At 62.3% G+C, this 22,389-nt stretch carries 17 protein-coding genes; 13 read left to right on the top strand and 4 right to left on the bottom strand.

All coding sequences use genetic code 11. From position 1 onward, the window contains the following. Positions 1 to 82 precede the first annotated feature (82 nt). Genes H7687_RS06020 through H7687_RS06010 form a run of 3 tightly spaced genes read right to left on the bottom strand, consistent with a single transcriptional unit; the run spans position 83 to position 2,116 of the window. Positions 83 to 463, bottom strand: coding sequence for a pyridoxamine 5'-phosphate oxidase family protein (locus tag H7687_RS06020; RefSeq protein ID WP_246404649.1), 381 nt, complete (start codon positions 461 to 463; stop codon positions 83 to 85). Between the two features lie 19 nt (positions 464 to 482). After that, positions 483 to 863 carry a VOC family protein gene (locus tag H7687_RS06015; protein WP_183346163.1) on the bottom strand — a complete coding sequence of 127 codons (381 nt, stop codon included), beginning with the start codon at positions 861 to 863 and terminating at the stop codon, positions 483 to 485. Positions 864 to 913: 50 nt separating this feature from the next. Then, the gene (locus H7687_RS06010; RefSeq protein WP_183346162.1) at positions 914 to 2,116 is read right to left on the bottom strand and encodes an MFS transporter; all 1,203 of its coding nucleotides are present in this window, start codon (positions 2,114 to 2,116) and stop codon (positions 914 to 916) included. A gap of 296 nt (positions 2,117 to 2,412) precedes the next feature. Here H7687_RS06010 and rd point away from each other — a divergent pair, with 296 nt between their 5' ends. The 13 genes from rd (at position 2,413) to H7687_RS05945 (ending at position 20,103) form a co-directional block, all read left to right on the top strand. Then, positions 2,413 to 2,571, top strand: a complete 159-nt coding sequence (gene rd, locus H7687_RS06005) for a rubredoxin (RefSeq protein WP_183346161.1) — start codon at positions 2,413 to 2,415, stop codon at positions 2,569 to 2,571. Positions 2,572 to 2,588: 17 nt separating this feature from the next. Continuing rightward, positions 2,589 to 3,923 carry an FAD-dependent oxidoreductase gene (locus tag H7687_RS06000; RefSeq protein ID WP_183346160.1) on the top strand — a complete coding sequence of 445 codons (1,335 nt, stop codon included), beginning with the start codon at positions 2,589 to 2,591 and terminating at the stop codon, positions 3,921 to 3,923. Between the two features lie 9 nt (positions 3,924 to 3,932). Then, positions 3,933 to 6,746 carry an aconitate hydratase AcnA gene (acnA, locus tag H7687_RS05995; RefSeq protein ID WP_183346159.1) on the top strand — a complete coding sequence of 938 codons (2,814 nt, stop codon included), beginning with the start codon at positions 3,933 to 3,935 and terminating at the stop codon, positions 6,744 to 6,746. 256 nt (positions 6,747 to 7,002) lie between these two features. Next, positions 7,003 to 7,293 carry a metal-sensitive transcriptional regulator gene (locus H7687_RS05990; RefSeq protein WP_183346158.1) on the top strand — a complete coding sequence of 97 codons (291 nt, stop codon included), beginning with the start codon at positions 7,003 to 7,005 and terminating at the stop codon, positions 7,291 to 7,293. A 21-nt stretch (positions 7,294 to 7,314) separates the two neighbouring features. Further along, complete coding sequence (locus H7687_RS05985; RefSeq protein ID WP_183346157.1) at positions 7,315 to 9,846, top strand: heavy metal translocating P-type ATPase; 2,532 nt, start codon at positions 7,315 to 7,317, stop codon at positions 9,844 to 9,846. Between the two features lie 2 nt (positions 9,847 to 9,848). Next, positions 9,849 to 10,067 carry a heavy metal-binding domain-containing protein gene (locus H7687_RS05980; RefSeq protein WP_183346156.1) on the top strand — a complete coding sequence of 73 codons (219 nt, stop codon included), beginning with the start codon at positions 9,849 to 9,851 and terminating at the stop codon, positions 10,065 to 10,067. A gap of 384 nt (positions 10,068 to 10,451) precedes the next feature. Next, positions 10,452 to 11,612 carry an ABC transporter permease gene (locus tag H7687_RS05975; protein ID WP_183346155.1) on the top strand — a complete coding sequence of 387 codons (1,161 nt, stop codon included), beginning with the start codon at positions 10,452 to 10,454 and terminating at the stop codon, positions 11,610 to 11,612. An 11-nt stretch (positions 11,613 to 11,623) separates the two neighbouring features. Further along, positions 11,624 to 12,292 (top strand): ABC transporter ATP-binding protein, encoded by a 669-nt coding sequence (locus tag H7687_RS05970; RefSeq protein ID WP_183346154.1) that lies wholly within the window; start codon positions 11,624 to 11,626, stop codon positions 12,290 to 12,292. A 273-nt stretch (positions 12,293 to 12,565) separates the two neighbouring features. Then, complete coding sequence (locus H7687_RS05965) at positions 12,566 to 13,843, top strand: TolC family protein (RefSeq protein ID WP_183346153.1); 1,278 nt, start codon at positions 12,566 to 12,568, stop codon at positions 13,841 to 13,843. Positions 13,844 to 13,884: 41 nt separating this feature from the next. Then, the gene (locus tag H7687_RS05960) at positions 13,885 to 15,294 is read left to right on the top strand and encodes an efflux RND transporter periplasmic adaptor subunit (protein WP_183346152.1); all 1,410 of its coding nucleotides are present in this window, start codon (positions 13,885 to 13,887) and stop codon (positions 15,292 to 15,294) included. Positions 15,295 to 15,327: 33 nt separating this feature from the next. Beyond that, positions 15,328 to 18,465, top strand: coding sequence for an efflux RND transporter permease subunit (locus H7687_RS05955; protein WP_183346151.1), 3,138 nt, complete (start codon positions 15,328 to 15,330; stop codon positions 18,463 to 18,465). 145 nt (positions 18,466 to 18,610) lie between these two features. After that, positions 18,611 to 19,069 (top strand): hypothetical protein, encoded by a 459-nt coding sequence (locus H7687_RS05950; protein WP_183346150.1) that lies wholly within the window; start codon positions 18,611 to 18,613, stop codon positions 19,067 to 19,069. Between the two features lie 146 nt (positions 19,070 to 19,215). Then, complete coding sequence (locus H7687_RS05945; RefSeq protein ID WP_183346149.1) at positions 19,216 to 20,103, top strand: GerMN domain-containing protein; 888 nt, start codon at positions 19,216 to 19,218, stop codon at positions 20,101 to 20,103. A 21-nt stretch (positions 20,104 to 20,124) separates the two neighbouring features. On the opposite strand, the gene H7687_RS05940 is transcribed toward H7687_RS05945, so the two are convergent. Beyond that, entirely contained in the window at positions 20,125 to 22,389 is a 2,265-nt protein-coding gene (locus H7687_RS05940) for an ATP-binding protein (protein ID WP_183346148.1), read from the bottom strand.

Raw genomic sequence — 22,389 nt, 5'->3', positions numbered from 1 at the left:
GATCTTGCCTATTGCGGCGCCCTCACCCCTGCCCCTCTCCCGGAGGGCGAGGGGGAATTGGCCGGCAGTTTCATCTTTCCCTTTACAGCGTCTGCTTGGCGGCAGTGACCTTGATCTCGAGCACGGCCCGTGCCCAGGGGAAGGTGGCCTTGGTCGAGTCGAAGGTCGGGCCGGAATCGAGGACGGTCCCGGTCCCTTCCACGAAAAACCCGGTGCCCGGGCCGTGACTACCTTCCACCTCGCGGGTCCCCAGCGTGATCAATACCCTCGGGTTCTGGGCCAGGTTGTTCTCGGTCACGTGCATGTAACCGACCGGCACCAGCAGTTTCCCGTCGGGGCTGATCCGCAGGTAGCTGTTCCAGGTGTTGACCATGTGCGGGCCCTCGATCCCCTGCGTCACTATGGCCACCACGCCCTCATGCGCCATTACTTCTTTCATCTTGTCAGGAATGGGAATCATCATATAGCTCCTCCTTTGGTGGCTACCACTGTCTCAGTTCAATCGGAAAGCCGTCGCAATCCCGTATTTCGGCGCGTTTGGAAGGTCCCAGCGCTACCGGACCCCAACTGGGGGTAACGCCTTTGCCGGCCAGGTAGGCGAGGGCGGCGTCCATGTCATCCACCTCCAGCGCCATCATCCGGTAGCCGGTGCCCCACGGTTCCAGTGCGGTAAGCGTGGGATCCTTCACCCGCATCAGTTCCAGCACCGTGTCTCCCAGGGCGAGGTAGGCGATTTCCTCGAGCGGCGCTGCGGCCACTGTCATTTGCTGCCGCACCGTGAAGCCGAGGACATCGGTATAAAACCGGATGGAACGTTCGAAGTCGGTGGGAATAATCTCTATGTGATCAATCCTTTTGAACACGTTTGTCTCCTTATCGCTGTATCTACTTACCGTATTACCTGCTGCGATATTTACTGCGCCTCCGCTATGAGTGCCGCTTCCGGCGCTTTATCAGGAACCCTCATCCACTGTGCCGCAACAAGCGAGACCACGCCAAGCACGGTGCCGGCGATAAACGGTATGCGGTAATCCATCATCCAGAAGTACCCGCCCAGAGCAGGCAGGAAGACGGCGGCTATGTGGTTGATGGTAAACCCCACAGACATGGAGGACGCGATATCTGCCGGATCGGCCACCTTCTGGAAATAGGTCCTGATGGCAACTTCGAAATTGTAGAGGATGTTGTCCAGTATGTACATCAGCATGACCAGATTTTTCGAGGTGGTGAAGGCGTAGACCAGGAAGATGACGATGACGCCGGAATATTCGATGGAAGAGATGGTGCGCTCGCCGAAGTGGTTGATCGCCTTGCCGATCAGCGAGTTGAGGATGTAGGCCACCACGTTGTTGACGATGAAGAGGATGGTCATCTCGCGCACCGTGAAATGGAACACCTGGACCAGGAGCAGGATCGAGAACACCACGAAGATCTGGCGCCTCGCGCCGGACAGGAGCGTCAGCAGGTAAAAGAGCGAGTAGCGGCGGCGCAGGATCATCTTCTTGCGCTGCGGCACGATGCCGGCGTGGGTGGGGTTCTGGAACAGTCCCCAGATCCCTGCGGCCAGCACGAGACCGCCGATGGTCAGGTACATCTCGCGGTACTGCGCGATGCCGCTCAGGCAATACACGATGATGCCGGCGACGACGCTTGACACCGCCGCCAGAGCACGCAGACGACCGAAAATAAGTGGCGACACGGCCGTCGAGAAATATTGCAGCGTGAGCGACTGGTTGGTGCTCTCGTAGTAATGGAAGCCGAAGCTCATGACCACGGTGGTGAAGATGACCCAGCCGTAGGAGGGGATCAGGGCGGTGATGCCGGTGCCGAGGCCGAGGAGGACAATGGAAAGTGCCGCCAGTTTGTGCTCCCGGACCAGCAGCAGCACGAACACCACCAGCAGCGACAACAGCCCTGGGATCTCGCGCACCGACTGGGTCACGCCGACCTGGCTTCCGTTCAGATGCACCATCTCGGCGGCGAAGTTGTTGAAGAGGATGGTATAGCCCTGCAGGCCGATGGTGGAGGCTGCCGTGAGCACCACCAGAAAGCGCAGTATCGGGCGCTGCTCCGAGGCCAAAAGCCCCGTGTCGAATTTTCCCAGTACACCTTTCATGCAAACTCCGGTCGTAAAAATGAGGCAAAAGGGGACAGCAAAAGGGGACAGGCTGCTTTTCCAACCTCCGTCTGTCCATCTAAAAAAGTAGCCTGTCCCCATTTGTTCAGAGCGCTATCTTTAGCACCGATGGCCTCAGCTGTACATACTGCTCTCTCTAATGATCGCGGGGCGGCTTGACATTAATGGGGCGCCAGCTACTTTTTATGAATGTTTTTCAGCACAGTGTACGCCCGCCTGCAATGGTAATGGCAGGGAGTGGACTGAATAAACCTTGGATGGCAAAGGAGGAAGTCATGCAGAAATACCGCTGTACAGTTTGTGGTTATGTCTATGATCCTGAGGTAGGTGACATCGATAGTGGCGTGGCCCCGGGGACTGCTTTCGAGGATATCCCTGATGACTGGGTCTGCCCCGTGTGCGGTGTGGACAAGAGCATGTTCGAGCCGGAATAGGCAGCAGGGGAGATCTCATGAAGTGCGTGATCATCGGCGGCATCGCCGCCGGCCTCTCGGCGGCAAGCCAGATCAAGCGACAGTCTCCGGAGGCCGAGGTCATCGTCCTCGAGAAAAGCGGCGATGTCTCCTACGCCGCGTGCGGGATGCCGTACAACCTCTTCTTCAGGGACCGTCCGGTGGAGAAACTGTACGCCATCCCCCTGGAGGCCATCCGCGGCGAGCGCGGGGTCGACTACCGGCTGCACCAGGAGGTGACCCGCATCGATGCCGACGGGAAAAAGGTCGAGGTCACCGATCTGCAAACCGGCCGGACTTACAGCGAAGGTTACGACTTTCTGGTCTACGCCACGGGAAATAAAGCGATCCGCCTGGACACCCCCGGTTTCGACAGCAGCGACGTCTTCTATTTCCGGACCCTGGAAGATACCCGCCGCGCCAAGGAATTCCTCTACGGGACCCCACCTGCCAAGGTGCTCCTGGTCGGAGCAGGCTACACCAACCTCGAAGTTGCCGATGTGCTCACCAACCTGAAGCTCAAACCGGTGATCGTCGAAAAGGCTCCCGTCATCCTCCCCGCTTTTTGCGAGGAGGTGCGCAGCAAGGTCATGGAAAAGGCGCGGGAAAAGGGGATCGAGCTTTTGACCGGCGTCGATATCGAGGAGAAGGCGGGGCGCCGGGTGAAGACCTCTGCCGGGACCTTCGAGGCCGACATGGTCGTGGTCGCCGCGGGGGCGAGGCCCAACACCGCCCTTTTTGCCGCGGCAGGCGGGGAGTTGGGGGTTGCCGGCGCCGTCAAGGTGGACCGCTACCTGCGCACCAACCTGGAGGGCGTCTTTTCCGGCGGTGACTGCGCGGAGCATTACGTCCGGCAATTGGGGCTGAACTCGTACTTCCCGCTGGGGCCCGCCGCCAACAAGCAGGGACGGGTGATCGGCCACAACATCTGCAATCCCGACCGGATGACGGAGTTCTGGGGCATCGACCAAACCGCCGTCTTCAAGTTTTTCGACTACACCGTCGCCACCACGGGGCTCAACGAGCGGCAGCTGCAGACGCTGTCCAAGGACGTGGTCAAGGTGGTGGTGGACGGGCCCACCCGGGGCGAGTTCCCCGGCGGCGGCACCATCCGCATCGTGCTTTTGTGCGAGAAGGGAAGCGGCCTGTTGCTGGGTTGCCAGATGGTGGGCGAGGACGTGGTGGCCAAGCGGCTGGATATCCTGGCGACCGCCATCTACAAGAATATGACCGTGTTCGAGATCGCCGAACTGGACCTGAGTTATTCACCGCCTTACGCGCCTGTCTGGGACCCGGTCCTCGTTGCGGCCAACGTGGCATTAAAAAAAGTCTGAGGAGAACACATGAGTGTCCTGAACAGCTACAACACCCTCGCCACGCTCACCGTGGACGGTAAGACCTACCGCTATCACTCCTTGAAGGCCTTCGCGGCCAACTCGGGCATCGATATCAGCCGCCTCCCATATTCCATGAAGATCCTGCTGGAGAACCTGCTGCGCCGGGAGGACGGCGTGGTGGTGAAAAAGGAAGATGTCGAGGCGGTGGCGCGCTGGGACGCGCTGGCGGAGCCGGACCAGGAGATTCAGTTCATGCCGGCCCGCATCCTGCTGCAGGACTTCACCGGCGTGCCGGCCGTCGCCGACCTGGCGGCCATGCGCTCGGCCCTGAACCGGCTCGGCGGGCGCCCCTCCGACATCAACCCCATGCAGCGCGCCGACCTGGTCATCGACCACTCGGTGCAGGTGGACCAGTACGGCAGCCAGTTGGCGCTCAAAGCCAACTCGGTGCTGGAGTTCGAGCGCAACCACGAGCGCTACCAGTTCCTGCGCTGGGGGCAGTCCGCCTTCCGCAACTTCAGCGTGGTGCCGCCGGCGACCGGCATCTGCCACCAGGTGAACCTGGAATACCTGGCGCAGGTGGCGCTGGTGAACACGGTCGAGGGGGAGGACGGGGGTGAGTGGGTGCTGCCTGATACCCTGGTCGGTACCGACTCGCACACCACCATGATCAACGGCCTGGGCGTGGTGGGCTGGGGCGTCGGCGGGATCGAGGCCGAGGCCGCCATGCTGGGACAGCCCTGCTCCATGCTCATCCCGAAGGTGGTCGGCTTCCGGCTCACCGGCGCCCTGAGCCCGGGCGCCACCGCAACCGATCTCGTTCTGACCATCACCCAGATGCTCAGGAAGAAGGGTGTCGTCGGCAAGTTCGTCGAGTTCTACGGCCCCGGCGCCGCTTCCCTCAACATCGCGGACCGGGCCACCATCGGCAACATGGCCCCCGAGTACGGCGCCACCATCGGCGTATTTCCAGTCGACGAGCAGACCACCGCCTACCTGCAACTCTCCGGCAGGGGCAAGGTGGTGCCGCTGGTGGAGGCGTACTTCAAGGAGCAGGAACTGTGGCTCTCCTCCGACCGTCCCGAGCCCGTCTTCAGCGACACGCTGGAACTGGATCTGGCCGACGTGGAGGCTTCCCTTGCCGGCCCCAGCCGCCCCATGGACCGGGTGCGCCTGAAGGAAGTGCGCGGTTCGTTCCGCAGACAGCTGGTCACCCTGCGGCAGCAGGACGCGGCCAACGTGGACAAGGAGACCCTGAACCGCTGGCTCGGTGAAGGAGGGTCGCCGGTCACCGTGGCGCCGGAGTTGATGGCGGAGCACCCGGACAAGGCGCTCGGCTCGCTGGGCCAGTGCGTCCCGGTGCGCCAACCCGACGGGACCAGCTACAACCTCTGCCACGGCTCCATCGTCATCGCGGCCATCACCAGCTGCACCAATACCTCCAACCCCTCGGTGATGATCGGTGCCGGCGTACTGGCGCGAAACGCGGTGCGGCGTGGGCTCCAGGTGCGCCCATGGGTCAAGACCAGCCTGGCCCCAGGATCAAAAGTAGTGACCGACTACCTCGCCGCCGCAGGGCTCACGCCCTACCTGGACGCGCTCCGCTTCCACCTGGTCGGCTACGGCTGCACCACTTGCATCGGCAACAGCGGCCCGCTGGCCGAACACATCTCGCGCGCCGTGGTGGACGGGGATCTCGCGGTCGCGGCGGTGCTATCCGGCAACCGCAACTTCGAAGGACGCATCAACGCCCACGTGCGCGCCAACTACCTCGCTTCGCCCCCGTTGGTGGTCGCCTACGCCTTGGCCGGTAACATCAACATCGACCTCACCCGCGATCCCCTCGGCACCGACCCCAACGGAGAGCCGGTCTACCTGAAGGACATCTGGCCCGACGACAAGGAGGTGGCGGAACTGGTGCAAAGCTGCGTCCACGCAGAGTCCTTCGCCGCCAACTACGCCGACGTGTTCCACGGTGACGACGAGTGGCGCAGCCTGGTCGTTCCCACCGGCGAACTGTACCAGTGGCAGGAGGATTCCACCTACATCAAGGAGCCTCCCTTCTTCCTCGACCTGCCGCCGCAGCCCGAAACGGTACCCGACATCACCGGAGCGCGCTGCCTGGCCCTGCTGGGCGACTCCATTACCACCGACCACATCTCGCCGGCAGGCTCCATCGGCAAGGCTACTCCCGCCGGGCGCTACCTGATGTCGCTGGGCATCGAGCCCAAGGACTTCAACTCCTACGGGGCGCGGCGCGGCAACCACGAGGTGATGGTGCGCGGCACCTTCGCCAACACCCGCATCAGGAACGTCCTCGTTCCCGGCGTGGAAGGCGGCGTCACCATGTTCTTCGCCAAGGGGGACGGCAGCGGCAAGCAGATGTCCATCTACGATGCCTCGGAGCAGTACCGTGCCGAGGGTACGCCGCTGGTGGTCATCGCGGGCAAGGAGTACGGCACCGGTTCCTCGCGCGACTGGGCCGCCAAGGGGACCAAGCTCCTCGGGGTCAGGGCGGTCATAGCGGAAAGTTTCGAGAGGATCCACCGCTCCAACCTGGTCGGGATGGGGATTCTGCCGCTGCAGTTCCTTCCCGGCGAGAGCTACAAGAGCGTCGGCCTCAACGGCGCCGAGAGCTTCGACCTCTCCGGGCTGGACGAAATCACGCCGGGGCAGAAGCTCGAGGTGAAGTACACGGGCATGGATGGATCGGCCGGATTATTCACGGTGCTGGTGCGCATCGACACCTCCAACGAGCTCGATTACTACCACCACGGCGGCATACTGCCGTTCGTGCTGAGGCAGTTTCTGAAGAAGTAGCCTGCCGCTTTTCCAAAAATCCCCTCCCCAGGAGGGGGAGGGCTAGGGAGGGGGAAAGTTTGCATCCCCCCTCCCTGCCTCCCCCCTCCGGGGGGAGGAGTGTCCGACCCACCTTTCTTTAACCTTTGCACCCCGTTATTTCATCACATTATTGGCTATCGCTTATAAAAAACCCTCTTGACCACTGATACCCCCTGGGGGTATTGTTGTTGTAACGATATACCCCGTGGGGGGTATTGGAGAGCCGGAGGGAGCTATGAGCGACTCGTCGAAAAACAAGCTGAACACGCGCGTGAAAAGGATCGCCGGGCAGGTGGCCGGTATCGAGCGGATGCTGGAGGAGAAGCGCTACTGCGTCGACATCCTGAACCAGATATCCGCAGTGCGCTCCGCCCTGGATGCCCTGGGCGTGGAACTGCTCACCCGCCACCTGGAGAATTGCGTCCTGGGGCAGGGGGGCGACAAGCAGCACGACCAGGCCAAGCCTATGAGCCAGCAGCAGTTGCTGGACGAGGTGAAAACGGCACTGTCGCGTTTCCTGAAGTAGTGCTTTACGGAGGAAAAGGTAATGACTGAGAACACAACGTTTCGTGACCCTGTCTGCGGGATGGAAGTCGGCGCAGCTGCACCCCTTTCCGCCACGCACCAGGGAACCAGCTACAAATTCTGCTCGGCGAACTGCCTGGAGAAGTTCCTGGCGTCTCCGGAGCGGTACCTGAGCCAACCCACCGCGTCTGGAACCGAGGAGTCGCCGGTATCGGCAGAGTCGCCCGCCGCGCCCGATGCGCCTGCAACGGAGCAGGCAGAACAGTGCGAACTGCCACTTTTGGGCATGAATTGCGCCGGGTGCGCCGGCCGGATCGAGAAGACCCTGAATGCGACGCAAGGCGTCGTGACCGCTGCGGTCAACTTCGCCACCACGCGCGCCACCATCAAGTACGACCCCAATGGAACCAGCCCGGACGCCCTGAAGCAGGTGGTGCGCGACATGGGGTATGACGTGCTGGAGGCTGGCGGCGCAGCGGAGAGCGACGAGGCCGGCATGCTGGAAGCGCAGACCCAGGTGCACGAGGCACAGTACCGGAAGAACAGGACGAAGTTCTTGCTGGCGCTGGCCCTGACCCTGCCGGTGGCCGTGCTGGCCATGGCCGGACACGTGGTGCCTGCCCTGGCCGACGTTTTCAATTTCCCGGGGCGCTCCTGGGTCGAACTTGCACTGACCACCCCGGTCCTGTTCTGGGCCGGTCGCGAGTTCTTCACCGGCGCCTGGGCTGCCGCCAAGCACCGCGTCGCCGACATGAATACCCTGGTCGCCCTGGGCACCTTGTCCGCCTACCTCTTCAGCCTGGTCGCCACCATCGCGCCTGAATGGCTCATGGCCGGCGCCGCCGGCGAGACGGGCGCTGCCGGGCACGGACATGCCATGGCCTCGCCGGTGGGCGTCTACTACGAGGTGGCCGCCATCATCGTCACCCTGATCCTGATGGGGCGCCTGTTGGAAGCGCGGGCCCGAAGCAAGACCAGCGGCGCCATCCACGCCCTGATCGGCCTGCAGCCGAAATTGGCCCGCGTGGTGAGAGGTGACCGGGAGGAGGACATCCCCATCGCAGAGGTGGTACTTGGCGATGTCATCGTGGTGCGCCCCGGGGAAAAGGTGCCGGTGGACGGTGAAGTCATCGAGGGGGGCTCTTCGATCGACGAGAGCATGCTGACCGGTGAACCGCTACCGGTGCTAAAGAAACTGGGCGACACCGTCATCGGCGCCACCCTGAACAAGACCGGCTCCTTTCGTATGCTCGCCACCAGGATCGGCAAGGACACCGTGCTGCAGCAGATCGTGCGCCTGGTGCAGCAGGCCCAGGGGAGCAAGGCCCCGATCCAGCGCCTCGCCGACCTGATCGCCAGCTACTTCGTGCCAGTGGTCATCAGTCTCGCCATCGCCACCTTCGTGATCTGGTTTGATGTCACGCCGCCGGAAACGCGTCTCAACATGGCGGTGCTCACCTTCGTCTCGGTGCTGATCATCGCCTGCCCCTGCGCCCTCGGTCTGGCCACCCCGACTGCCATCATGGTTGGGACCGGGCGTGGCGCCCAAAGCGGCATCCTGATCAAAGGGGGCGAGGCGCTGGAGACCGCTCACAAACTGACGACCATCGTCCTGGACAAGACCGGCACCATCACCCGCGGCGTTCCCTCGGTGACCGACGTCGAGACCTTCGTGGTCGATCGCCGCACCCTGCTGCAACTCTGTGCCTCGGCTGAGGCGGGCAGTGAACACCCGTTAGGGGAGGCCATCGTGCGTTCCGCAGAGGAGGAGGGGCTCGAGCGTCTGCCGGTGACGGGCTTCAACGCGATCCCCGGGCACGGCATCGAGGCTGAGGTGGACGGCAAGAAGATCCTCGTCGGGACCGAGTTGCTGCTTACCAACCACGGAATCGCAGTCGATCCTTCCAAAGCCCACCGGCTGGCCGATGCCGGCAAGACCCCGGTGCTGGTGGCTATCGACGGCAGGTTCGCCGGTGTCATCGCCGTTGCCGACCCGATCAAGGAAGGCTCTGCCGGCGCAGTAAAGCGGTTGCACGACCTCGGGCTCGAGGTGATCATGCTGACCGGCGACAACCGCCGCACCGCCGACTCCATCGCCCGCCAAGTCGGCGTCGACCGCGTGGTCGCCGAGGTGCTGCCGGACGGCAAGGGGGAGGAGATCAAGAAGCTCCAGGCACAGGGGAAAGTCGTCGCCATGGTCGGCGACGGCATCAACGACGCCCCGGCGCTGGCGCAGGCTGACGTGGGGATCGCCATGGGTAGCGGCACCGACGTCGCCATCGAGGCGGCCGATATCACGCTGGTACGCGGCGACCTGAACGGCGTCATCTCCAGCATCGCGCTGTCGCGGGCCACCATCGCCAACATCAAACAGAACCTGTTCTTCGCCTTCATCTACAACATCCTGGGCATCCCGATAGCCGCCGGCATCCTGTACCCGTTCACCGGCTGGCTGTTGAGCCCGATCATCGCCTCGCTCACCATGGCGCTTTCGTCGGTGAGCGTGGTGACCAACGCCCTGCGGCTGCGCGGCTTCACCGTAGAGAGGGGGTAACCATGGACACGTCTCAGATCTTCGTCACCCTGGGCGGAGTTGCCCTGATTTCATTCAACCTCTGGTTCTTTTTCGGCAAAAAGGCTACCATCAAGCCTGTTGCCGCCAAGGGAGCCCTGTACGCCTGCCCGATGCACCCGTGGATCACCAGCGACGACCCGACCGCCGACTGCTCCATCTGCGGCATGAAGCTGGTCAGCAGCGACGAGGTGGGCAAGTAGCGGTTGCAACGGCCGTGTGTGGAATATTCTGCGCATCACGTTGAATATTCTCCCGCGGCCGTTGCCATGTCCTGGCCGCAGGCAGGCGCCGGTCGTGGTTTTTCGGGTAGTTAGGCATGTGCCGCCGGTTTGGCATGACACTTGATAAAGAGCTAGCCGGTAGTTGTTGAAAGGAGATGCCGCGGGGTTCCGCCTCCTCGGTCCCGCGGCATCTTTTGACAGCAGCTTCCTCCCTCACCCGGCCTCCGGCCACCCTCTCCCGGAGGGAGAGGGAATGGACGGCGCCGCCCAACATGCTTGTTTCCCCCCTCGCCCTCCGGGAGAGGGGTGGGGTGAGGGCGTTTCGCTACATGACACCGATCGACACCGCAGCACGGAGACACAATGAAACTGCACACCATCTCGATCAACAACCTGAAGCGCCGCAAGGCCAAGATGGCCTTCCTGACCATCGGCCTCATGGTCGGCATCGCCACCATCGTCACCCTGGTCACCCTGACCCGCTCCATGTCCACCGACATCGAGCGCAAGATGGACGAGTTCGGCGCCAACATCCTGATCACCCCGCAAAGTAACGGCCTCTCCATGAACTACGGAGGCATCAACCTGGGCGGCGTCACCTTCGACCAGCGCGAGATCAAGCAGGAGGACCTGGACAGGGTCCGCAAGATCAAGAACAGCCAGAACATCTCCGCCATCTCCCCGAAAGTGCTGGGAGGCGTCAAGATCGGCACCCACGACGTGCTGCTGGTCGGTGTCGACTTCGCCGCCGAGTTGAAGATGAAGCAGTGGTGGCAGATCTTCGGCAGCGAGCCCAAGGGGGACAACGAGGTGCTGCTGGGCAGCGACGCCTCCAATACCCTCAACGCCAGCTCCGGCGACAGCATCGAGATCAAGGGTGAGCAGTTCAAGGTGGCCGGGGTGCTGAACCAGACCGGGTCGCAGGACGATTCCCTGGTCTTCGTTGCGCTCCCGAAAGCCCAGAAGCTCCTGGGCAAGGAAGGGAAGATCACCATGGCCGAGGTCGCAGCCCTCTGCTCCGGCTGCCCCATCTCGGACATGGTGAACCAGATCGCTGAACTGCTGCCGGAGAGCAAGGTGTCCGCGATCCAGCAGGTCGTGGCGGGGCGCCTGAAGGCGCTGGACCAGTTCAAGCGCTTCTCTTACGCCATGGCCAGCGTGGTCGTCTTCATCGGTTCCCTCATCGTCTTCGTGACCATGATGGGGAGCGTCAACGAGCGCACCACCGAGATCGGCGTGTTCCGCGCCATCGGCTTCAGAAAGAGCCACATCATGCGCATCATCCTGCTCGAGGCCGCGCTGGTGAGCCTGCTGGCCGGGGTCCTCGGTTACGCGGCGGGTATGGGGGGCGCCAAACTCGCGCTCCCGTTCATGGCCGAAACCAAGAATGCGCACCTGGTCTGGGACACCACGATAGCCTTCGGTTCCATAGCGCTGGCGCTGCTGCTTGGCATCCTGGCCAGTCTCTACCCGGCGCTGCACGCGAGCAAGATGGACCCGACCGAAGCCCTGCGGGCGCTTTAAGAGAGGACGACATGGCTATCATAGAAATCAAGAACGTGAAGAAGCAGTACCAGACGGGCTCGGACCTGGTCGAGGCGCTGCGCGGCGTGGACATAACCATCGAGGCGGGCGAGTTCATCACCATCATGGGGCAGTCCGGTTCGGGCAAGAGCACGCTGCTGTCAGTGCTGGGCGGCATGAACCATCCTACCAGCGGTGAAGTGGAGATGGCCGGTGTGAAGCTGTACCAGCTGAAGAGCGAGGAGTTGGCTGACTTCCGCGCTCAGAACCTCGGCTTCGTATTCCAGTCCTTCCATTTGATCCAGTACCTGACGGCACTGGAGAACGTGATGCTGCCGCTAGCGATCGTGAAGATGAGTACGGCCGCCAAGAAGGAAGCTGCCCGCCAGGCACTGGAGCGTGTCGGCCTGGGCGCCAAGACGGACCGGCTTCCCAACCAGCTTTCCGGCGGCGAGCAGGAGCGCGTCGCCATCGCGCGCGCCATCGTCAACAATCCTCACATCCTGCTGGCGGACGAGCCTACAGGAAATCTGGACTCGAAAACCAGTGAGGAAGTCATGGCGCTGTTCAGGCAGCTGAATGAAGCGGGCCAGACCGTAGTCATGGTTACTCATAACCCCGAGAACGGTGCTTACTCGGACCGCACCATCCATCTCAAGGACGGCTTGATCAGCGCATAGATTCGGTTTGACTTGCTGAACACCCCAAAAGATCTGGGGAGCACACTCTTCTTTTACTTCGTGCTCTTCAGATTTTTCTTTTTATGCCGATTTTTTCTGAGTGAATATGTAAAAGCCCCTGCTACTGTGTATAATATTCCACGGTAACTGCCGAATATCCTTCTGAGAAATTGACTGCGTTTCAGACAAACAACTGTAAAACAGGCGCTTAGAAAACGGGCACGGATTGTGTAAATACTTTGTGAAAGCTACTGCCAAGTTTCTGGAGTCACCATGAAATACCGGCTTTTCCCGCTGTACCTGCTGTTGACCATCCTGATGACCGCCCCTGCGGTTCTCGCCGATGATGCAAAGCCCGCCACGGAAAACATCGACCAGCTCGTGCAGACTGCTCTGGCCAACAACCCGGAGCTCAGGTCCACGTCGGCACGCTGGGAGATGTACAAGAGCCGCATCAAGCAGGCTGGCGCCCTGGAAGATCCCATGATCATGTTCAAGCTGCAGAACATGATCGTCACCGATCCCTTCAGCTTCACCAAGGACTCGATGACCCAGAAGGTGGTCGGCATCAGCCAGCAGATCCCCTTCGCCGGCAAGAGGAAACTCAAGGAAGACATCGCCGCGGCCGAGGCCGAGACCTACCGCTGGAGCGTCGAGGAGCGCAAGCTCGAACTGACCCGGATGGTGCGCGAAGCCTACTACCAGGTCTACTTCACCGACAAATCCCTCGCCATCATCGAGAAGAACATCAAGATCCTCGACGACTTCATCACCCTGGCGCAGACCAAGTACTCGGTCGGGCAGGGCGCGCAGCAGGACATCTACAAAGCGCTTCTCGAGCGTTCCAAGATGCTGGACATGAAGATCTCGCTGGAGCAGCAGCGCAGGAGCCTCGAGGTGAGTCTCAATTCGCTGCTCAATCGCCCCCAGAGCACCAAGGTCGGCGCTGTCGCCGATTTCAAACTGGCCCCCTTCGGCTACACCGCGGAACAGCTGGTCGACATGGCCGAGGAGAACCGGCCGCAGCTCAAGTCGGTCAAGGCGCAGATCGAGAAGGGAAGGGCGGGGCACCTGCTGGCGCAGAAGGAATCCTATCCCGACTTCAACGTCTCCTTCGAGTACATGCAGCGCCAGAAGGCGATGGGGAGTGACGGTTCCGACATGTATTCGCTGGGCGTGACCTTCAACCTCCCCATCCAGAAGGAGCGTCGTGCTGCGATGCGGGCCGAGTCTTCCTCCGAGATCAACATGGCCAGTGAGGAACTGAACGGCGCGCGCAACACCATCTCTTCCGGTGTCAACGATCTCCTGGCGCAGATGGAACGGCGCAGGAAGCTGATCGACCTCTACACCACCGGCATCATCCCCCAGGCCGAGCAGTCGCTCGAGTCGGCGGTGATCGGCTACCGGGTCAACAAGGTGGACTTCCTGACCCTTTTGGACAACCGGGTCACCCTGTTCAACTACGAGCGCGAGTACTACGACTCCATGGCGGATTACCAGATGAAGCTGGCCCAGCTCGAAGCGCTGGTCGGCAAGGACCTGCAGTAACTTCTGAACACTGAATTTATTACCCCGCGAGGTATTTACCCATGAACAAAAGCGTCAAGGTCGCAATTCCCATCGTCCTGATCCTGGTCGCCGCGGCAGCCGGTGGAGGATACTACCTGTACCACCAGAAGCGCCAGGCGCCGGCCGGCAAGGAAAAGGCGGCCCAGGGTCAGGTGCTCTACACCTGCGCCATGCACCCCTTCATCATCAAGGACAAGCCCGGGACCTGCCCCATCTGCGGCATGCAGCTGATCAAGAAGGTGGAAGGGACCCAGGCCAGCGCCGAGGAGCAGAAGATGCTCGGGCACGTCTCGCTGTCGCCGACCCAGTCCGTGATGGCCAACGTCGCCACGGTGCCGGCCGAGTACGCGCCGCTTTCCAAGGAGATCAACGCGGTCGGCATCGTGCAGTACGACCAGTCCAGGCAGGCCAAGGTGACCGCATGGGTGGCGGGGCGCATCGACAAGCTGAACGTGAACACGGTAGGCGCCTTCGTCTCCAAGGGAAGGCCGGTGGCGGAAATCTACTCGCCCGACCTGGTCGCCGCGCAGCAGGAATACCTCCTGGCGCTGAGAAGCCGCGATCAGTTCAAGAAATCCACCATCGACGCCATCTCCCAGGGGGGCGAAGGCCTGGTCGCGTCGGCACGGCAGAGGTTGAAGCTTCTCGGGGTCAAGGATGAGCAGATCGCCGGGCTGGAGAAGGCCGGGCACCCCAACATCAAGCTCCCCATCTACACGCCGCTCTCCGGCGTGGTGATCGAGAAGGTGGTCCAGGAAGGGCAGTACGTGAACATGGGCGACCCGCTCTTCAACATCGCCGACCTCTCCACCGTATGGGTCGAGGTGGAGGTGTACGAGAACGAGTTCAGCTTTGTGAAGATGGGGCAGCGCGTGGAGATCCTTTCCCAGTCGTACCCTGGCAAGACCTTCGCCGGCCGCGTCTCCTTCATCTATCCCTTCCTCGATCCCAAGACCCGTACCGTGAAGGTGAGGGTGGAACTGGCGAACCCGGGGCTCAAGCTGAAGCCGGACATGTTCGTCAACGCGCAGATCAAGGCGCCGCTGGGGAGCGCGCTGGTGGTGCCGGCCACGGCGCTCATGGACACCGGCAAGCGTCAGGTGGTCTGGGTGGAATCCCAGCCCGGCATGTTCGAGCCGCATGACGTCCAGGTGGGTGCCCGCGTCGGGGACAAGGTGCAGATCCTGTCCGGCCTGAAGCAGGGGGACAAGGTGGCGGCGTCCGGCGGCTACCTGATCGATTCCGAGTCGCAGCTTGCCGGCGGCAGTGGCGGAGGCGGCCACGAAGGGCACGCCGGAGCTGCAGCTCCCGGCGCCGCGGCCCCTGCAGCTCCCGGTGCGGCAGGCCAGCACCAGGGGCACGGCGCCCCGGCTGCACCCGCCGCGCCGAAAAAAGGCGGCGGCATGGATATGGGCGACATGAAGATGTAGTTGTTGGAATTACTATGAGCACTGAGGTTTTACATGATTGAAAAGATCATCGAATATTCCGCCCGCAACCGGGTGATAGTGCTGATGCTGTTCGCCCTGCTGATCGCCTGGGGCGTCTGGGCGGTCTACAAGACCCCGGTCGATGCGATACCGGATCTCTCCGACAACCAGGTCATCGTCTTCACCGACTACCCGGGCCGCTCGCCGCAGGTGGTCGAGGACCAGGTCACCTATCCGCTGGCGGTCAACCTGCAGGGGCTGCCGCAGGTGCGCGCCGTGCGCGCCTCCTCCGCCTTCGGCTTCTCGATGATCTATGTGATCTTCGAGGACAAGGCGGACATCTACTGGGCGAGGACCCGCGTCCTTGAGCGCCTGAACTACGCCGCCAGCCTGCTGCCGCAGGGCGTCGTGCCGACGCTCGGGCCGGACGGCACCGGTGTCGGTCACGTCTTCTGGTACACCCTGGAAGGGAAGGGGTACGACCTCGAACAGCTGCGCACCCTGCAGGACTGGTTCGTGCGCTACCAGTTGAACACCGTGCCCGGCGTGGCCGAGGTGGCTTCCATCGGCGGCTTCGTGCGCGAGTACCAGGTCGATCTCGACCCCAACCGCCTCTTTGCCTACAACATCAAGGTCGGCCAGGTCATGGAGGCGATCAAGAAGTCCAACAACGACGTGGGCGGCAGGCTCCTGGAGCAGGCCGACGCCGAGTACCTGATCCGCGGCCGCGGCTACGTGAAGTCGACCGCGGACCTGGAGAACATCGTCGTCGGCGCCGACATGCGCGGCACGCCCATCTACGTGAAGAACCTGGGCACGGTGCAGCTCGGCGGCGCGATACGCCGCGGCATGCTGGACATGAACGGGCAGGGCGAGGCCGTGGGCGGCATCGTGGTCATGCGCTACGGCGAGAACGCGAAGGACGTCATCGACCGGGTCAAGGAGAAGATCGTCTCGCTGGAGAAGGGGCTTCCTCCGGGCGTCAAGATCATGGTCTCCTATGACCGCAGCGACCTGATCGAGCGCGCCATCCACACGCTGAAAGCCTCGCTCATCGAGGAATCCATCGTGGTGTCGCTGGTCATCCTGGTATTCCTGCTCCACTTCCAGAGCGCGCTGGTCATCGTGCTGACGCTCCCCATCGCGGTGCTGATCTCCTTCATCACCATGAAGCTCATGGGGGTCAGCTCGAACATCATGTCGCTGGGCGGCATCGCGATCGCCATCGGCGTCCTGGTCGACGCCGGCGTCATCATGGTGGAGAACTGCTACCGCCACCTCTCCGAGATGCCCCCCGAGGAGCGCAAGGAAAAGCGCCTGGACGTGATCATCACCTCGGCGAAGCAGGTGGGACGCGCCATCTTCTTCTCGCTGGCCATCATCATCCTCTCCTTCGTGCCGGTGTTCCTGCTCGAAGGGCAGGAAGGGAAGATGTTCCACCCGCTCGCCTTCACCAAGACCTTCTCCATGATGGGCTCGGCCTTCATCGCCATCACGCTGGTGCCGGTCCTCATGTACTTCCTGATGCGCGGCAAGATGCCGCCGGAGAGCTCCAACCCGGTCTCCACCTTCTTCATCAGGCTCTACTCGCCGGTGATCCGGTGGGTGCTGAAATGGAAGAAGACCACCATCGCGCTGAACGTGGTGGCGCTCGCCGTCGCGATCCCCATGTTCATGAGCATCGGCAGCGAATTCATGCCGCCCCTGGACGAAGGGTCGCTGCTCTACATGCCGGTGACACTGCCCAACATCTCGATCAACGAGGCCAAGCGCCTGATCCAGGTGCAGGACACCGTGATCAAGAGCGTGCCCGAGGTCGAGCACGTGCTGGGCAAAGTCGGCCGCGCCGAGACCTCGACCGACCCGGCGCCGGTCTCCATGTTCGAGAGCATCATCATCCTGAAACCCAAGGAGAAGTGGCGCCCGGGCCTCACCAAGGCCGACATCGTTGCCGAGTTGGACGGCAGGCTGCAGCAGATCGGGGTCAGAAACGGCTGGACCCAGCCCATCATCAACCGTATCAACATGCTCTCCACCGGCGTGCGTACCGACCTCGGGGTCAAGATCTTCGGCGCCGACCTCAACGTGCTCAAGGACCTGGCCGTGCAGGCCGAGGGGATCCTGAAGACCGTGCCGGGCGCCGCGGACGTGGTCGCCGAGAGGGTCACCGGCGGCAACTATATCGACATCGACATCGACCGCGAGGCGGCGGCACGCTACGGTGTCTCGGTCGGCGACATCCAGGAAGTCATCTCCACCGCGCTGGGCGGCGAGATGCTCACTACCTCGGTGGAAGGGCGCAACCGCTTTCCGATCCGCCTGCGCTACATGCGCGAGATGCGCAGCGACATCCCCTCCATCCAGCGCATCCTTGTTTCCGGCATGGAAGGTTCGCAGGTCCCGCTGTCGCTGGTGACCAAGTTGAAGGTCTCCACCGGCGCCCCCGAGATCAACAGCGAGGGTGGGCTTCTGCGCTCCATCGTGTTCCTCAACGTGCGCGGACGCGACATGGGCGGCTTCGTCAACGAGGCGAGGACGGTGCTCGAGAAGCAGATGAAGCTTCCCCCGGGCTACTACATCGCCTGGTCGGGACAGTGGGAGAACCAGGTGCGCGCCAAGGCGAGGCTGCAGATGCTGGTCCCGGCCGGGATCCTGATCATCTTCATCCTGCTCTACTTCACCTTCCACTCCGCGCTGGAGGCGAGCATGGTCATGCTCTCGGTCCCCTTTGCGCTGGTGGGCGGGGTGTACCTGGTGAAACTGCTCGGCTACAACATGTCGGTTGCCGTCTGGGTCGGCTTCATCGCCCTCTACGGCATCGCGGTGGAAACAGGGGTGGTCATGGTCATCTACCTGCACGAGGCTCTGGACAAGAAACTCCTTAAGGGGCCGGTCACCGAGCAGGACATCGACGACGCGACCTTCGAGGGGGCGGTCTTGAGGCTGCGGCCCAAGCTGATGACCGTGGCGGTGGCCCTGATCGGCCTGGTCCCCATCATGTGGTCCTCCGGCACCGGCGCGGACGTCATGAAACCGATCGCGGCGCCCATGATCGGCGGCATGATATCCTCCGCGGTGCACGTACTGATCATGACCCCGGTGATCTTCGTACTGATGAAGAAACACGACCTGAAGAAAGGGAAGCTGAAGTACTCGGGGATGAAGCATTAGACGAATATGCTACGGTCGTAGTAGAATATTCTCCGATGTCGCTGTAGTCCGGCGCATCGACGTGCCGCTGAAACGGTACTTTAATTCTTGGCATAACGCGTGCTTATCCAGTAACAGATTATTTTTCACGCAAAGGAGAAACAACATGAAAAAACTCGTCGTCCTGGTTGCCGCCGCACTCGCTCTGACTGCCCCGATCGCTTCTTATGCCATGGACCATGGTTCCATGAAGATGGACCATGACATGGGTAGCGCCGCTCACGAAGAGGTTGTCAACGGCGTCAAGGCTACCTTCAAGGTCATGAGCATGAAAGAGCACATGGCTGCCATGAAGATGGAACTCCCCAAGGGGATGAAAGAAACCCACCACCTGGCGGTCGAATTCAAGGACGCCAAGACCGGCAAGCCGATCACCGAGGGTGAAGTGAAAGTGAAGGTCCAGGGACCGGACAATGCCGAGCAGACCAAGGATCTCATGGGGATGCAGGGCCACTTCGGCGCGGACTTCGACCTCTCCAAGAAGGGCAAGTACGGCGTCATGTGCAAGTTCAAGGTCAAAGACGGCCAGGTGCGCAGCTCCAAGTTCTGGTACACCGTGAAGTAGGTTCACCCCGAGGCGGCTTCAGCAACGAAGCCGCCTCTCTTATTCCCCCCTGGTTACCTTCTGCTTCTTGAGCCAAGGCTCGAGGTCCGGTTGCACAACTTCCTGATTTACAGTCAATGGCCCGCTGGTGTCCAAAGGAGTCTGCCATGCACAACGTCAAGGTCTCGATGGTCCGATTCTTACTTCTGAGCCTGCTGCTCCTTGCTCTGGCCGGATGCAATTCGGCACAGCAGGCTCCTGCCGAGCCGAAGGGGAGGGTGAACGCCACGGCTGCCTTCGTCAAATACTTCGGGCCGGTCCCGCCGGTGGACAAGGGGACCTGCTACGGTTTCGTCATTTACTTCCCGTCGGCAAAGCAACCCGGCAAGGTGCTTCCGTTTCCGTTCTTCACCTTCGACGAGGCGAGCATGAAGAAGGTGGCGCTGGGCAAACTGATTGCGGGCATGGGGGACCAGAAGGCGTACCAGGGCGAGCTGGCTCAGCCCTTTCCCGCCGGCAGTCGCGTTCTCGACGTTTCCCAGTCGGCCGGCACCGTAACCGTAGACTTCAGCAAGGAAGTCAGTGCAGTAAAGCCCGATCCGCAGCTGCAGCAGGCGCTGGTCAATGCGGTCGCCTTGACCTTGCGGCAGTTCGCCGGAGTCACCAAGGTCGTCATCAAGATCGAGGGGGGCGAAAGTGCGCTGGAGAAATTGGTAGCAAATGCCGATGACCGTGCGGTGCTCCCGCTTGCCGCGCCGCGGCTGTTGGGCGTTGTCGGCATGAAGGAGAAGGGAGCAACCACTATCGAGGAGATAGACGCCTTTTTCGATCGCCCGGTGGACATCAAGGAGTTGACCATGTCCGGCGCCGATGGCAGGAAGATAGAAGGGGATACCTACCAGTCGGTCTTCGACATGGCAGGGGTGCTCAAAGCGAGGAACCCGCAGCAGTACCAGGCTGGCACCCCGCTGAAGGTGCACTGGAAGATCACCGACAAACTCGGGCGCAGTGCCTCGGGTGACGCCGATATTCCCCTGGAGGTAAAGGAACACTGACCGGCCCGTGCCGCTGTCGTTTCAGGAGCTGGCCAGTGCCTCCCTGACCTTGGCCGCCAGCGTCTGCATGGTGAAGGGCTTCTGCAGGAAGCACATGTACTCCTCGACCTTGCCCCGCTGGGCAATGACGTCGGAGGTGTAGCCGGACATGAACAGGCACTTCAAGCCGGGGCGGCTTCTCAACAGCTGCTCGGACAGGTCCCGGCCGTTCATGCCCGGCATGATGATGTCGGTAAGAAGCAGGTCGATCACCTTGCCCGGGTCGGCAGCGATATCGATGGCCTGCTCCGGTGAGGCTGCCGGGTACACGGTGTAGCCCAGCCCGGTCAGGATGGTAGATCCGATTGCCAAGATGGCCGCTTCGTCCTCCACCAGCAGGATTCGCTCCGTTCCTCCCTCCGGCCTTACCCCCTCCGGCTTCGCTTCCTGGGCTGCCTCATGCACCGCCGGCAGGTAGACCCGGAAGGTTGCTCCCTGGTCGGGTTCGCTGACCACCTCGATACTGCCGCAATTCTGCTTGACGATGCCGAACACGGTGGCGAGGCCGAGACCGGTGCCGCGACCAAGCTCCTTGGTGGTGTAAAACGGCTCGAAGATGCGATCCATCACCTCCCGCGTCATCCCCCGTCCGTTGTCCGCCACCACCAGCATCACGTAGTCCCCCGGCGCCAGGTCGGCCATGCAGGGGTGGGCATGCAGGTCGAGGGTGACGTTTTCGGTGAAGATCTGTATCGTGCCGACCCCGGCGATGGCGTCGCGGGCGTTGACGCAGAGATTGGCCATGACCTGGTCCAGTTGTGACGGGTCCAGCTTCACCTTCCAGAGATCGAATCCCGGCGACCAGGAGAGGTCGATGTCCTCGCCGATCAGACGGTGCAGCATCTTGAGCATCCTGGCGATGGTCTCGTTGAGGTCGAGGACCTTGGGCTCGGCGTGCTGCTGCCGGGAGAAGGCCAGCAACTGCTTGGTGATCTCCGCCGACCGCTTGGCGGCATCGAGAATCTCCTTGAGCCGGTCGTGCATCTGAGAGGTCGGTTCGGCGGTAAGCATACCCAACTCGGCGTGCCCGATGATCACGCCGAGCATATTGTTGAAATCGTGCGCTACACCGCCTGCCAACTGGCCGACCGCCTCCATCTTCTGGGACTGTATCAACTGCTGCGCCAGGCCCTGCTTCTCCGCTTCCATCTTCGCTTTTTCCGTGACGTCATGGATTACCAGCACCATCCCCGCCAGCTCTCCGGAGCTGTTGATGATGGGAGCGCTGTTGACGGTGACGGTGCGTTCGGCGCCGCTTCTGGCCTGAAGCCTGTGCTGCCCGTGCAACTCGAGCGCCTGTCTCGCCTCGATCACGTGGTGCAGTTCCGCCATGACTTCGGACACTTCCTTGTTCCCATTAAGCTTCAGCACCTCGTCCAGTGGCTGCCATAGCGCTTCCGCCTCGCTCCAGCCGGTGAGGACCTCGGCAACGTGATTGAGCAGGACAATCCTGTTGTCGGTGTCGGTGGCGATGACACCGTCACCGATGGATTGCAGGGTGACCGTGAGCCGCTCCTGTTCCGCCATGAGGCGCTGCTCGGCGTCACGCAGTTCGGTGGAAGAGTGGTTCAGAGCATCAGCCAGCAGGTCGATCTCGTAGACCCCGCGCCGCACCGACACCTGTGCTCCCTTGCGGTCCTGCAGGTCCTGGGCGAACAGACTCAATTCGCGTACCGCCCGCAGCGGGCGCCGGACCACCACGAACATCAGCAGGGTGCCGACGACGATCCACAGGGCGCCGATCTGCAGGCTGCTGTGCCAGGTGGCCTGCTGCAACTGGTCCGCCGTCTCCAGGCTGAGGGCCATGCGCACCCAGCCCAAGTGGGTGCCGGCGGTGATCGGCGCCCAGCAAACGAGCTGGTCGCCACTGCGTTTGAGCACGGGTTTGGGCGAGGTGGGGACGGTTACGGTTCTGCTGTCATATACGAGCCGGGGGGAGGTGTCGCGTGAGGGGCGCACCACGTTGCACAACAGGTTGCCGGTGGGCTCGATGACCTGGATGGTGACCACGTCCGGCATCTGGGCCGCGTTCATCATGTGCGCCTCCAGACCGGCGTATTCCTTGATCACGATGAATCCGGCGGCGTTGTCGGCGAGGCTATGGGCGAGAACCCGCAGGTTGTCCGTGAGCGCCTGGACGTAGATCGTCTGCTGCCGGCTCCCCGTCCATCGGCCGTAGACGGCTATCATGGCGGTGAGGATCAGGGCCAGCGATACGATGATTTTGACTTCGAGGCGCTTGAACAT

Source organism: Geomonas paludis, from assembly GCF_014193585.1.
In the GTDB taxonomy this organism is placed as follows: Bacteria; Desulfobacterota; Desulfuromonadia; order Geobacterales; family Geobacteraceae; genus Geomonas; species Geomonas paludis.
Note: the sequence above shows the minus strand (reverse complement) of the source record. Positions and strands in the feature narration are given on the sequence as shown.

Bases quoted from the DNA above. Each gene is read 5' to 3' on its own strand.
- H7687_RS05950 (WP_183346150.1), top strand. From the start codon at position 18,611: ATGAAAAAACTCGTCGTCCTGGTTGCCGCCGCACTCGCTCTGACTGCC.
- H7687_RS05955 (WP_183346151.1), top strand. From the start codon at position 15,328: ATGATTGAAAAGATCATCGAATATTCCGCCCGCAACCGGGTGATAGTG.
- H7687_RS06000 (WP_183346160.1), top strand. From the start codon at position 2,589: ATGAAGTGCGTGATCATCGGCGGCATCGCCGCCGGCCTCTCGGCGGCA.
- acnA (WP_183346159.1), top strand. From the start codon at position 3,933: ATGAGTGTCCTGAACAGCTACAACACCCTCGCCACGCTCACCGTGGAC.
- H7687_RS06020 (WP_246404649.1), bottom strand. From the start codon at position 463: ATGATGATTCCCATTCCTGACAAGATGAAAGAAGTAATGGCGCATGAG.
- H7687_RS05945 (WP_183346149.1), top strand. From the start codon at position 19,216: ATGCACAACGTCAAGGTCTCGATGGTCCGATTCTTACTTCTGAGCCTG.
- H7687_RS05980 (WP_183346156.1), top strand. From the start codon at position 9,849: ATGGACACGTCTCAGATCTTCGTCACCCTGGGCGGAGTTGCCCTGATT.
- rd (WP_183346161.1), top strand. From the start codon at position 2,413: ATGCAGAAATACCGCTGTACAGTTTGTGGTTATGTCTATGATCCTGAG.
- H7687_RS05965 (WP_183346153.1), top strand. From the start codon at position 12,566: ATGAAATACCGGCTTTTCCCGCTGTACCTGCTGTTGACCATCCTGATG.
- H7687_RS05970 (WP_183346154.1), top strand. From the start codon at position 11,624: ATGGCTATCATAGAAATCAAGAACGTGAAGAAGCAGTACCAGACGGGC.
- H7687_RS05985 (WP_183346157.1), top strand. From the start codon at position 7,315: ATGACTGAGAACACAACGTTTCGTGACCCTGTCTGCGGGATGGAAGTC.
- H7687_RS05975 (WP_183346155.1), top strand. From the start codon at position 10,452: ATGAAACTGCACACCATCTCGATCAACAACCTGAAGCGCCGCAAGGCC.
- H7687_RS06010 (WP_183346162.1), bottom strand. From the start codon at position 2,116: ATGAAAGGTGTACTGGGAAAATTCGACACGGGGCTTTTGGCCTCGGAG.
- H7687_RS05990 (WP_183346158.1), top strand. From the start codon at position 7,003: ATGAGCGACTCGTCGAAAAACAAGCTGAACACGCGCGTGAAAAGGATC.
- H7687_RS05960 (WP_183346152.1), top strand. From the start codon at position 13,885: ATGAACAAAAGCGTCAAGGTCGCAATTCCCATCGTCCTGATCCTGGTC.
- H7687_RS05940 (WP_183346148.1), bottom strand. From the start codon at position 22,389: ATGTTCAAGCGCCTCGAAGTCAAAATCATCGTATCGCTGGCCCTGATC.